Source organism: Pseudomonas taeanensis MS-3 (assembly GCF_000498575.2).
Taxonomy (GTDB): domain Bacteria; phylum Pseudomonadota; class Gammaproteobacteria; order Pseudomonadales; family Pseudomonadaceae; genus Aquipseudomonas; species Aquipseudomonas taeanensis.
This window is the reverse complement of record NZ_AWSQ01000002.1, coordinates 47,260-59,630: the sequence shown is the minus strand read 5'-3', so window position 1 is coordinate 59,630 and position 12,371 is coordinate 47,260. Positions and strand designations below refer to the sequence as shown.

The window sequence follows — 12,371 nt, the reverse complement described above, 5'->3', positions numbered from 1 at the left end:
TTAACGCCGTATCGGCAACGTAGGTAGTTTTTCATCGTCTTGCTAGGAGTCTGCCATGCGTTCTTCGAAGATCATTCATGTGGTCAGCTGCCATGCCGAGGGCGAGGTCGGCGATGTGATAGTCGGCGGCGTGGCCCCGCCGCCCGGCGACACGGTCTGGGCGCAATCGCGCTGGATCGCCGAAGACCAGACCTTGCGCAACTTCATGCTCAACGAGCCGCGCGGCGGCGTGTTCCGCCACGTCAATCTGCTGGTGCCGGCCAAGGATCCACGGGCGCAGATGGCCTGGATCATCATGGAGCCGGCCGACACCCCGCCGATGTCGGGCTCCAACTCGTTGTGCGTGGCCACCGTGCTATTGGAAACCGGCATCCTGCCGATGAGCGAGCCAGAAACTCGCCTGGTACTGGAAGCCCCCGGCGGCCTGATCGAAGCCGTCGCGCAGTGTCGTGACGGCAAGGTCGAGCGCGTCGAGGTGCGTAACCTGCCCTCCTTCGCCGACCGGCTGGATGCCTGGATCGAGGTGGAAGGCATCGGCTCACTGCAGGTGGACACCGCCTATGGCGGCGACAGCTTCGTGATCGCCGACGCCCACGCCCTGGGCTTTGCCCTCAGCGCCGACGAAGCCGCCGACCTGGCCGCCTGCGGGCTGAAAATCACCCGTGCGGCCAATCAGCAGCTGGGCTTCATCCACCCGCTGAACCCGGACTGGGCGCATATTTCCTTCTGCCAGCTGGCCGCCCCGGTGAGCCGCGAGAACGGTATCGCCAGCGCCGCCAACGCGGTGGTGATCCGCCCCGGCAAGGTCGACCGTTCGCCCACCGGCACCGGCTGCTCGGCACGCATGGCGGTGCTGCACGCCAAGGGCCAGTTGCAGGTCGGCGAGCGTTTTATCGGCCGTTCGATCATCGGTTCCGAGTTCCACTGCCATATCGATAGCCTCTGCGAGGTGGCCGGGCGTCCGGCGATCATCCCCTGCCTTTCCGGCCGGGCCTGGATCACCGGCACTCACCAGCACCTGCTCGACCCGAGCGATCCCTGGCCGCAAGGCTACCGATTGTCCGATACCTGGCCGGTAGAGGCCTGAGCCAAACTCTCGCTGCCTGCCGCGACCCCGGTGGGCACAAGCTGCAACGATAAGCAGCACAGCACACCCAGAACGACCCGCATCCTCGATGCAAAATTTGTCTGGCATTTCTTCGTCAAGACTATATCGTATACGAAATACATTATTCGCAACCGGAGGCAAAACCATGAGCAAGCGCGTCAACTGGAGCGGGGTCTTCCCTGCAGTCACCACTCAATTCAACCCTGACTTCTCGGTAAACCTGGAGGAGACCCACAAGGTGATCTCCAACCTGGTGCGCGACGGCGTATCCGGCCTGGTGGTCTGCGGCAGCGTCGGCGAGAACACCTCGCTGACCATCGAGGAGAAGATGGCCGTCACCGAAGTGGCCAAGGACGCGTCCGCTGGCCGCGTGCCGGTGATCTGCGGCATCGCCGAGTTCACCAGCGCCGGCGCCGCCAAGGTGGCCAAGGCGGTTGAGCGGGTCGGCGTCGACGGCATCATGGTGATGCCCGCGCTGGTTTACTCCTCCAAGCCGCACGAGACCGCCGCGCACTTTCGCAGCGTCGCCACGGGCACCGACCTGCCGGTGATGGTCTACAACAACCCGCCGATCTACAAAAACGACGTCACCCCGGAGATCCTCATCTCCCTGGCCGACATCGAGAACGTGGTGTGCTTCAAGGACTCCTCCGGCGACACCCGGCGCTTCGTCGACGTGCGCAACCAGGTGGGCGACCGCTTCATCCTGTTCGCCGGTCTCGATGACGTGGTCCTGGAAAGCATCGCCGTCGGCGCCGAGGGCTGGATCTCCGGGATGTCCAACGTGTTCCCCAAGGAAGGCGAAACCATCTTCCGCCTGTGCAAGGCCGGGCGCTTCGACGAAGCCATGCCGATCTACGAATGGCTGATGCCGATCCTCCACCTCGACGCCCGCCCGGACCTGGTGCAGTGCATCAAGCTGTGCGAGGAAATCGCCGGGCGCGGCAACGCCCTGACCCGCCCGCCACGCCTGGCCCTGCAAGGCGAGGACCGCGCCCACGTCGAGACGATCATGGCCAAGGCCATGGCCAACCGCCCGGCACTGCCGGATGTCGGCCTGTAGCCCCGCCCCCCAGCCTACAGCGCCTCGCTCGGCGACGAGCGCGGCCTTCAACGGAGGACCCCGCATGGCGGAAATTCTCGGCCACAACTACATCGGCGGCGCTCGCAGCGCTGCCGGCCAAGACACCCAGACCAGCTTCGACGCCTGCACAGGCGAAGCCCTGCCCTACCGCTTCAGCCAGGCCACGGCGGCTGAAGTTGATGCCGCCGCGCAGGCTGCGGCGGCGGCATATGGACAGTTTCGCAGTCTGCCGGCCAGCCGCCGCGCCGAGTTTCTCGAGGCCATCGCCGACGAAATAGATGCCCTTGATGAGGACTTCGTTGCCCTGGTATGCCGCGAAACCGCACTGCCTGCAGGACGCATCCAGGCCGAACGGGGCCGCACCAGTGGGCAGATGCGCTTGTTCGCCAAGGTATTACGCCGCGGCGACTTCTACGGCGCACGCATTGATGGCGCCCTGCCCGAGCGCCAGCCGCTGCCGCGCCCGGATGTGCGGCAGTACAACATTGGCGTAGGCCCGGTCGCAGTGTTTGGCGCCAGCAACTTTCCGCTGGCTTTCTCCACCGCCGGTGGCGACACCGCCGCAGCGCTAGCGGCAGGCTGCCCGGTGGTATTCAAGGCGCACAGCGGCCACATGGCCACAGCGGAATGCGTGGCCGATGCGATCATTCGCGCCGCCGAAAAAACCGCCATGCCCGCCGGCGTGTTCAACATGATCTTTGGCAATGGTGTGGGTGCCGACCTGGTCAAGCACCCCCTGATTCAAGCCGTCGGCTTTACCGGTTCCCTCAAGGGCGGCCGGGCGCTGTGCGACATGGCCGCCGCTCGCCCGCAGCCGATCCCGGTGTTCGCCGAGATGTCCAGCATCAACCCGGTGCTGCTGCTGCCGACCGCCCTGCAGCAGCGCGGCAGCAAAATTGCCAGCGAACTGAGTGCGTCCGTGGTCCTTGGCTGTGGCCAGTTCTGCACCAACCCGGGCCTGGTGATCGGCTTGCGCTCGGCTGAATTCAGCGCATTCCTGCAAGAATTCAGCGCCCAGATGGCCGCACAGCCGGCGCAGACCATGCTCAATGCCGGCACCCTCGACAGTTACCGGCGCGGTGTCGACCGCCTCCTTGCGCACCCTGGCATCGAACATCTGGCAGGCGCCCGGCAAACCGCGGGCAAAGCCCAGCCGCAGCTGTTCCAAGCGGATGTGAGCTTGTTGCTGAATGGCGACGAACTGCTCCAGGAAGAAGTTTTCGGCCCGACCACCCTTGTGGTCGAAGTGACGGACAAGACCGAACTGCTGGCAGCGCTGCAAGGTTTACACGGACAGCTGACCGCCACCCTGATCGCCGAACGTGAAGACCTCGCGCCCTTCGCCGATGTACTAGCGCTGCTTGAGCAGAAGGTCGGCCGGGTGTTGTTCAACGGCTACCCAACGGGTGTGGAAGTGTGTGACGCGATGGTTCATGGCGGCCCTTACCCCGCCACCTCGGACTCGCGCGGCACCTCGGTGGGCAGCCTTGCCATCAACCGCTTCCTGCGGCCGGTATGCTACCAGAACTGTCCTGATCAATTGCTCCCGCAAGCCCTGCAAAACGCCAACCCACTGGGAATTGCCCGTTTGGTTGATGGTGAAACCACGCGCGACCCCCTGGCCGGATAGCTGTCGGCTCAGCCTTAGGGTTCTTGCCTTGCCCCGGTTCAGCGAGCCGGAGCTTTTTTGGCTATGCCCCGATGATGGGCTGCGAGGGTTTCGTAGGGTGGGTTAGCGGCGTATCGCGGTATATCACCTCACCTCGATAACCGTACGCCGCGTAACCCACCAGAAGGCAATCGGCTTGCTCATCATGGTGGGTTACGGCGCCACTGGCCGGCAACAGCCTATAGCCCTGCACCAGGCGCCTAACCCACCCTACGGTTCTGTCGCTAGTCGGCAATCAGCGCCTTGAGATCGTCATACAAGGCCTGGGGAATCTGCACGCCCTGCTCGGCGCTGCGCGCTCGGGCCTCGTAGCGACGCTGCGACGGCAGGCGCGCGCCTTGGCCCTGGATACTCTCGAACATCGCCTCGGCTCGAGCCAGATGCTCATCGGTGGCTTCACCGAGAAAGCGCCTTGGATCAATCACCACGATCAGTTCACCGTGATACGGCGATGACTTGCTGCCCGCGTCATAAGCCAGTGATTCGGCACTGGTCAGATCACCAATCAGCGGGCCGGCAATCAGCTCCACCATCGCCGCCAGCGCTGAGCCTTTGTGCCCGCCAAAGGTCAGCATGGCGCCGTTCATGACCGCCTCGGCATCCGTGCTCGGCTGACCATGCTGGTCAATCCCCCAGCCCAGCGGAATGGGCTTGCCCGCACGCCGATGCAGTTCAATCTCACCACGGGCAATCGCGCTGGTGGCGAAATCAAAAATAAACGGGTTGTGCCCGGCACGTGGCCAACCGAAGGCAATCGGATTGGTACCGAACACCGGCTTGCTGCCACCTGCCGGTGCCACCCAGGCATGGCTTGGAGTGAAGGCGAATGCCACCAGACCGGCCTCGGTCAGCGCCTCGATCTCGACCCACAATGCCGAGAAGTGCACACAGCGATTAATCGCCAGCGCGGCTATTCCGCACTGCCTGGCCTTTTCAACCAGTACCGGCAAGCCGGCCTGAAACGCCAGCTGAGAAAAGCCACCCTTGGCATCCACCCGAACCAGCGCCGGGGCCTGATCGATGACCTCCGGGTCGGCGTCCGCAACGACCTTGCCTGCCTTCAGCGAGCTGACGCAGCCGAGCACGCGATACAAGCCATGGGACGCGCAGCCATCACGCTCACCCGCCAGCACCGTAGCGCTCACTGCCTGTACATGGGGCTCGCTGAAGCCGTTGCCACGTAAAATTTTTTGCGCCAGTTCGCGCGCCTGTTCCAGGGTCAATTGAATCACGGTCAGCCTCCTCTGATAGCCAGTGGCTAGAGTGGCGCCTGGGGGCTAAAGCGGCTTGACCCCTTTACCTAGACAGGATGACGAATTCGGCACAGCAGTGCTCAGGAGAACTGCCCACGCATCCAGGCCAGATAGTCGGCGACCTCCGCGTCACCTTCGCTCGGTGCCCAGGGCGCGCGCTCGCCCTCACCGACCGGCCGGTAGGGGCCGGCCTTGCACTCGAACAGAATACTGTCGGCGGCCAGCACCACCAGGGCGTGGAACACACCGGGCGGCAGATCGACGCCGATACAGTCGCCGCCCTCCTCGAGCACGCGCGTTTCCAGCAGCTCGCCGCTGTCGCTGAAAATCAGCAGGCCCAGACGTCCCTTGAGCACCAGCAAGGCTTCGGCCTTATCCGCCGACAGGTGACGGTGCGGCGCAATATAGGTATCTGGCTGCAAGCCCACGGCCATGCGGTGGCAAGGCTCTTCCATCTGGTGGAAGTTGTGGTGCTGACGCTGGCGCGGACTGGCCGCGGCCTTCCCGGCCAGTTCGGCGAACAGGGTTTGATCGAGAAAGCGCGGTGCGTCCATGGGCTTACAGCCCCTTGACCGCAAAGATGCCGGCGGCGTTGCGCCAGTAGCCCTTGTAGTCCATGCCGTAACCGAAGATGTAGCGGTCGATGCAGGGCAGACCGACGTAATCGGCTTTCAGGTCCGGGCGCGCCTTGCGGTCGTGGTCCTTGTCGATCAGCACAGCGGTATGCACCGCGCGGGCGCCGGCGTGGCGGCAGAAATCGATGATGGCGCCGAGGGTGTGCCCTTCATCGAGGATATCGTCGATGATCAGCACGTCGCGGTCGATAAAAGAGACTTCCGGCTTGGCCTTCCAGAACAGCTCGCCGCCGCTGGTTTCGTTGCGGTAGCGGGTGGCATGCAGATAGGACACTTCCAGCGGGAAGTCGAGTTTTGGCAGCAGCTTGCCGGTGAAGATCAACCCACCGTTCATCACGCAGAACACCACGGGATTGCGTTCGGCCAACTCGCCATTGATCGCCACGGCGATCTGCTCAATGGCCGCTTCGACTTCGGCTTCGGTGTACAGGCAATCGGCTTCCGCCATGACTTGGCGAATGTGCGCGAGATCGGCGGACATGGTGATTCCTCTTCAGTGGGCGGCACTGCGCAAGGCAGAGAACCTGATCGGTACGTCAAAATAAAAGTCGGCAAAGGTACGCATCTGCCATCCAGGGGGCAAGCCCTGATGAACGAGCGTGGCCCCTGAGTATCCTAACCCGGTCGCAACCGGCGGGTTTATCGGCGAACTGGGGGATATTAAACGCTAACCTCTAGAAAGACTCGGCCATACGCCACCACTTGGCCCGGCCAATGCTTTAATCTAACGGCATTTTTGCCAGCCCTGCCGGAGAACCCGCCATGCCCATTCTCGAGATCCGCCATCCGCTGATCCGCCACAAGCTCGGTCTGATGCGCCGCGTCGATATCAGCACGAAGAATTTCCGCGAACTGGCGCAGGAAGTCGGGGCCTTGCTGACCTATGAGGCGACCAAGGACCTGCCCCTGGAAAGCTACGAGATCGAGGGCTGGTGCGGCACTGTCCAGGTCGAGAAGATCTCCGGCAAGAAGATCACCGTGGTGCCGATCCTGCGCGCCGGTATCGGCATGCTCGACGGCGTACTCAGCCTGATTCCCGGGGCCAAGGTCAGCGCCGTAGGCGTGGCGCGCAACGAAGAGACCCTGCAAGCGCACACCTATCTGGAGAAGCTGGTGCCGGAGATCGACGAGCGCCTGGCGATGATCATCGACCCGATGCTCGCCACCGGCGGTTCGATGGTCGCCACCATCGACCTGCTGAAGAAGGCCGGCTGCAAGGAGATCCGCGCCATGGTGCTGGTCGCCGCGCCTGAAGGCATCAAGGCGGTGACCGATGCCCACCCGGACGTGACCATCTATACCGCCTCCATCGATGAGCGCCTGAACGAGCACGGCTACATCATTCCCGGTCTCGGCGATGCCGGCGACAAGATCTTCGGCACCAAGCAGAAGGACGCCTGAGTATGCAGGATCACCTGCAAGACGCCCCCTGGCGCCAGGCCCTGGCCGGTTCGCAAATGCTTTTCGTGGCCTTCGGCGCGCTGGTGCTTATGCCGCTGATCACCGGCATGGACCCTAACGTGGCGCTGTTCACCGCTGGTCTCGGCACGCTGATTTTCCAGCTGGTGACCAAGAACCAGGTGCCGGTGTTTCTCGCCTCCAGTTTCGCCTTTATCGCACCGATTCTCGCCGCCAAGGCCGACTTCGGCCTGCCGGCGACGCTCGGCGGCCTGGTCGCCGCTGGCCTCATGTATATGCTGCTGGCCGGCGCGGTGCGCCTCAAGGGCACCGGCTTTATCGACCGTTTGCTACCGCCGGTGGTGATCGGCCCGGTAATCATGTCCATCGGCCTGGGCCTGGCCCCGGTCGCCGCCAATATGGCGATGGGCAAGGCCGGTGACGCCAGTGCGCAACTGGTGCCCTATGACATTGCCTTGATGATCTCCCTGCCGGCGCTGATTACCACCCTGGTGATGGCCGTGGTGGGCAGAGGTATCCTGCGTCTGGTGCCGATTCTCGCCGGCGTCGCCGTGGGTTATGGATTGTCCTGGATGTTCGGGGTGATCGACTTCGCCCCCATTGCCGCCGCGCCCTGGCTGGCCGTGCCGAACTTCGTCGCCCCCGAACTGCATTGGGGCGCCATCCTGTTCATGCTGCCAGTGGCCATCGCCCCGGCTATCGAGCATATCGGCGACGTGCTGGCGATCGGCACCGTGACCGGCAAGAATTACCTGAAGAAACCCGGCCTGCATCGCACCCTGCTCGGGGATGGCTTGGCCACCTCCGCCGCAGGCCTGCTCGGCGGCCCACCCAACACCACCTATTCGGAAGTCACCGGCGCGGTGATGCTGACCAAGAACTTCAACCCCAAGGTGATGCTCTGGGCCGCAGTGATCGCCATGCTCCTGGCCTTTATCGGCAAGTTCGGCGCGTCCCTGCAGAGCATTCCGGTACCGGTAATGGGCGGCATCCTCTGCCTGCTGTTCGGCTCCATCGCGGTGGTCGGTTTGAACACCCTGATCCGCCACCAGGTCGACCTGTCCGAGGCGCGCAATTTGGTAATAGTCGCGGTGACTCTGGTGTTCGGCATCGGCGGCATGGTGATCGGCGCCGGCGACGTCAGCCTCAAGGGCATCTCGCTGTGCGGCATCATCGCCATCCTGCTCAACCTGCTGCTGCCCGGCGGTCAGGGCTGGCGCAGCAAGACGTTGAGCGACGATCAGGCCTGAAAACAACTCGGGCAGTGCGCCGCAACCCGCGTGCTCGCGCAGCGCGCCATCAGCCAGAGATAAGAATGCCCCGCCAAGTGCGGGGCATTTTTATTTCCAGGACTACCCGCCTGAACGGTTGGTGGGTTAACTCAAGTTCGGATGCTGAGGCTTCGAGACCAGGTGCTGCGACGCGTCATAGTGGGCTATGGCGAGGAGCGGCGACGCAGTATCGGGGCCTCACGCACCGATACTGACTCATCGAACTCGCCACGCAGGCCACTCGCTCAGGCCGGCTCGGCCGACCATTGCTGCAGGCGCACCACGCTCTCACGATAGGGTTGCAAGCCTTTGTTCAACAGGGCGATAGAGGAAAATACCGCCAACGAAGAAACGATCAACAGCGAGTAACGCAACGCCTGGTCGTCGGCGAATACATAGTCGGTGACCAGCGCGACAGCCGTCGGACCAATACCCAAACCGATCAGGGTGATAACGAACAGGTAGATCGCCGAGGCCTGACCCCGCATGGAGTTGGGCATGATTTCCTGGATCGCTGCGGGAGCTACGCCAAAAGGCATGCTCAGGCAGAACACCGTTGGCGCCATCAGCAACACGGCCCACAGCGCCTCGTCCATCAAGGGGAAGGCCACCACACAAGGCGCCGCACCGATGGCGGCGTACAGACCGACACGCATATTGGCGTCACTGCGCCCACGCTTGGCCATCCAGTCGGCCAAGCGTCCACCGAAGACGATGCCCAGGCAACCGAACACCGCGACGATGCTGCCGTAGACGATGCCGACCTGGCCGGCATCCCAGCCATAAGTGCGAATAAAAAAGGTCGGCACCCAGGCTGCGCTGCCGTAGCCGGCGAACGCCAGGCCGGCGAAGCCGAAGTTATGGCACAACACGGTCCGTTTGTTGGCGCGAATATAGCGCCCGACATCGGCCAGCGGCACTACCACCCCCGCCCCGACACCACGCCGTGCTGGCTCTTTGACCGCCAGCATGAGCAGGGTGAACAGCACACCGGCGGCGCCAAGCGCGAGAAAAATCAGTTGCCAGGGCCGCACTTCGCCCACTATCGGCAGCAGCACGTCGCCTTGAGCCGAGGCCAACTTGATCACCAGGCCACCGAACAGAAAGGCCAGGCCCGAGCCCAGGTAGACCCCCATCGAGTAGACACTGATGGCTGTGGCGCGGCGCTCGGCGGGAAAGCTGTCGGCGATCAGCGAATAAGCCGCTGGCGACAAGGCCGCTTCACCGACACCCACGCCGATCCGACAGATCAGGAACTGCCAGTACAGCCTGGCCATTCCGCAGGCGGCGGTGGCCGCACTCCAGAACAGGATGCCGATGGCGATCAGCCCACGCCTGCTCCGGGTGTCGGCCAGACGCCCCAAGGGAATGCCACAGACGGTGTAGAACAGGGCGAAGGACAAGCCCATTAGCAGGCTCATCTGCGTATCGCTGATCAGCAGGTCGCGACGAATGGGGCCGACCAGCAGGTTGAGGATCTGCCGGTCGATAAAGGACAACACGTACGCCACCATCAGAATGGCGACAGTGGTCCAGGCGCGGACATTGGAGGGATAGCCGTTATTGTTGTTGGACACTGGCGGTCTCCTCGGCACCGTTTACGCGGTGCGCGACGGTTGAAAGAGACTCCAGCTTAGGCCGACATTGGCCATGGTGAGTATGACAAGACCCCGTTATCAATCTGGCGAATGCGCGGCATCCCTTCGGACTGATAACCGACCCGTACGTAGCCCGGATGCAGTCCGGGAGATTTAGATTCCCCGGATTGCATCCGGGCTACTGACTGACACGCTGATCAAGCGACGTCCCTCCCGCCCAGCAAAAGCATGGGCACTCAAAGCATCAGCGGCGCTCGTTCGCTCAGGCTGTTCAGCGCCGCCACCCAGCTCGGATGATCGTTGAGGCAGGGCACCAGCTGCAGGCTTTCGCCACCTGCGGCCTGGAATTGCTCAAGGCCCCGGTCGCCGATCTCTTCCAGGGTCTCGATGCAATCGGCGACAAAGGCCGGGCACATCACCAGTAGCTTCTTCACCCCCTGCTTACCCAGCTCGTCCAGGCGAGTTTCGGTATAGGGCTCGATCCACTTGGCCCGGCCCAGGCGCGACTGGAACGACACCGACCATTGCTCCGGGCCTAGACCCAGACGGCTGGCGAAGGCCGCGGCGCTGCGCAAACATTGTGCGCGGTAACAGTGAGCCAGCACCTCGGGCGAGGCCGTGCGGCAGCAGTCGGCGCCCTGCAGGCAGTGGCCGCTGGGGTCGAGTTTGTGCAGATGACGCTCGGGCAGGCCGTGAAAACTCAACAGCAGATGATCGAACGGCTGCTGCAGATAGGGCTTGGCGCTGTCCACCAGGGCGTCGAGGTATTCCGGCTGATCGTAGAACGGCGGCAGCACGGCGATACGCAGGTTCAGGTTGTGCGCGCGCACGACCCGTTTGGCCTCCTCGATCACCGTGGTCACCGTGCTGTCTGCGAACTGCGGATACAGCGGCGCCAGGGTGACTTGCTGGATGCCCTGCTCCGCCAGGCGCAGCAGCGCCGACTCAATCGACGGCTGGCCGTAGCGCATCGCCAACTCGACCGGCCCGTGACGCCACTGCGCCTGTATCGCCTGCTGCAACCGCCGACTCAGCACCACCAGCGGCGAGCCCTCCGGCCACCAGATCGAGGCATAGGCGTGCGCCGACTGCGCCGGGCGCTTGATCAGAATCAGCGACACTAGCAGTCGGCGCACCGGCCACGGCAGGTCGATCACGTAAGGGTCCATCAGAAACTGGTTGAGGTAACGCCGGACATCAGCCACTTCGGTCGACGCAGGGGAGCCCAGGTTGACCAGTAGCAGGGCGTGATCGGTCATATCTATTCCTAGTCAGTGACGGCCCAACAAGTCCTCGAGGGCCGTATCCAGATCGGTGAAACGAAAGGTGAAGCCTGCCTCGCCTAAACGCAGCGGCAGCGCACGCTGACCACCCAGCAGCAAGGCGGATAATTCTCCCAGCCCGACGCGCAGCAACAACGCCGGCGCCGGCAAAATCGCCGGACGGTGCAGCACGCGGCCCAGGGCGCGGGCAAAATCGGCGTTACGCACCGGCTCTGGCGCGCAGGCATTATAAGGACCGCGGGCCTGCGGCTGCTGCAAGAGAAAATCGATCAGGGCGACTTGATCGGCTAAATGAACCCACGACATCCATTGCCGTCCGTCTCCGAGCGGCCCGCCCAGGCCCAGCTTGAACGGCAACAACAAGCGCTTGAGAAAGCCGCCGTCCTTCGCCAGCACCAGACCGGTACGCACCAGCACCACGCGGATGCCCAGGTCTTCGGCGCGAAGGGCGGTTTCCTCCCAGGCGCCACACAACTGCGCGGCGAAATCTTCGCAGACCGGCGGGGTATCCTCATGCAGCTCACGCTCGCCGCCATCGCCGTACCAGCCCACCGCCGAACCGGAAAGCAGCACCTGTGGCTTCTGCTCACACAGTTTCAGCCACGCCAGCAACTGCTCGGTCAGGGTGATCCGGCTGGCCCATAACAGAGTTTTGCGCTTGCGCGTCCAGGGTCGATCGGCAATCGGCGCACCCGCCAAATTGACCACCGCATCCAACCCTACGTCGCCCAGTTCCTCGAGTTGGCCGATGCCACGCACCTGCGCACCACATAAACCTGGCACCTGCTGCGGACTGCGACTCCATACCGTCAGCTGATGCCCCTGCTTCGCCCAGTGGCTACACAGAGCCCGACCAATCAGTCCAGTACCGCCGGTCAGTAATATGTGCATGACATCTCCCTCGCATGGCGTAACACGGCATATCCACCCTAGTCTGATTCATGACGTTACAACGTGTCTTTAATCCAACTCAGGGTTGTCCTAATACTATAGAGAGGCGCGATTTAATCGAATCAAGCCTATACACAACCAAAACATTGTATAGCTTTTT

The 12,371-nt window shown here is 63.4% G+C and carries 11 protein-coding genes; 5 read left to right on the top strand and 6 right to left on the bottom strand.

Going from position 1 to position 12,371, the window contains the following annotated elements:
* Window positions 1-55 precede the first annotated feature (55 nt).
* From TMS3_RS08420 to TMS3_RS08410, 3 genes are all read left to right on the top strand, one after another.
* Entirely contained in the window at window positions 56-1,087 is a 1,032-nt protein-coding gene (locus TMS3_RS08420) for a trans-3-hydroxy-L-proline dehydratase (protein WP_025164825.1), read from the top strand.
* Window positions 1,088-1,253: 166 nt separating this feature from the next.
* Window positions 1,254-2,171, top strand: a complete 918-nt coding sequence (locus TMS3_RS08415; protein ID WP_025164824.1) for a dihydrodipicolinate synthase family protein — start codon at window positions 1,254-1,256, stop codon at window positions 2,169-2,171.
* Between the two features lie 64 nt (window positions 2,172-2,235).
* Complete coding sequence (locus TMS3_RS08410; RefSeq protein ID WP_025164823.1) at window positions 2,236-3,822, top strand: aldehyde dehydrogenase (NADP(+)); 1,587 nt, start codon at window positions 2,236-2,238, stop codon at window positions 3,820-3,822.
* Window positions 3,823-4,085: 263 nt separating this feature from the next.
* Here the strand turns inward: TMS3_RS08410 and TMS3_RS08405 are convergent, their stop codons facing one another.
* From TMS3_RS08405 to TMS3_RS08395, 3 genes are all read right to left on the bottom strand, one after another.
* Window positions 4,086-5,093 (bottom strand): Ldh family oxidoreductase, encoded by a 1,008-nt coding sequence (locus TMS3_RS08405; RefSeq protein ID WP_025164822.1) that lies wholly within the window; start codon window positions 5,091-5,093, stop codon window positions 4,086-4,088.
* A gap of 101 nt (window positions 5,094-5,194) precedes the next feature.
* The gene (locus TMS3_RS08400) at window positions 5,195-5,668 is read right to left on the bottom strand and encodes a WbuC family cupin fold metalloprotein (protein WP_025164821.1); all 474 of its coding nucleotides are present in this window, start codon (window positions 5,666-5,668) and stop codon (window positions 5,195-5,197) included.
* A gap of 4 nt (window positions 5,669-5,672) precedes the next feature.
* On the bottom strand, window positions 5,673-6,230 hold the full coding sequence (locus TMS3_RS08395; protein WP_025164820.1) for a hypoxanthine-guanine phosphoribosyltransferase: 558 nt from the start codon (window positions 6,228-6,230) through the stop codon (window positions 5,673-5,675).
* A 281-nt stretch (window positions 6,231-6,511) separates the two neighbouring features.
* Between TMS3_RS08395 and upp the strand changes: the two genes are divergently transcribed.
* Together upp and TMS3_RS08385 are read left to right on the top strand one after the other, a co-directional pair.
* On the top strand, window positions 6,512-7,150 hold the full coding sequence (gene upp / locus TMS3_RS08390) for a uracil phosphoribosyltransferase (RefSeq protein ID WP_025164819.1): 639 nt from the start codon (window positions 6,512-6,514) through the stop codon (window positions 7,148-7,150).
* Window positions 7,151-7,152: 2 nt separating this feature from the next.
* Complete coding sequence (locus tag TMS3_RS08385; RefSeq protein WP_025164818.1) at window positions 7,153-8,418, top strand: uracil-xanthine permease family protein; 1,266 nt, start codon at window positions 7,153-7,155, stop codon at window positions 8,416-8,418.
* 266 nt (window positions 8,419-8,684) lie between these two features.
* On the opposite strand, the gene TMS3_RS08380 is transcribed toward TMS3_RS08385, so the two are convergent.
* The 3 genes from TMS3_RS08380 to TMS3_RS08370 form a co-directional block, all read right to left on the bottom strand.
* On the bottom strand, window positions 8,685-10,016 hold the full coding sequence (locus tag TMS3_RS08380) for a spinster family MFS transporter (protein ID WP_025164817.1): 1,332 nt from the start codon (window positions 10,014-10,016) through the stop codon (window positions 8,685-8,687).
* 257 nt (window positions 10,017-10,273) lie between these two features.
* On the bottom strand, window positions 10,274-11,296 hold the full coding sequence (gene hemH, locus TMS3_RS08375) for a ferrochelatase (protein ID WP_025164816.1): 1,023 nt from the start codon (window positions 11,294-11,296) through the stop codon (window positions 10,274-10,276).
* A 12-nt stretch (window positions 11,297-11,308) separates the two neighbouring features.
* Window positions 11,309-12,211 carry a TIGR01777 family oxidoreductase gene (locus TMS3_RS08370; RefSeq protein ID WP_025164815.1) on the bottom strand — a complete coding sequence of 301 codons (903 nt, stop codon included), beginning with the start codon at window positions 12,209-12,211 and terminating at the stop codon, window positions 11,309-11,311.
* Window positions 12,212-12,371 lie beyond the last annotated feature (160 nt).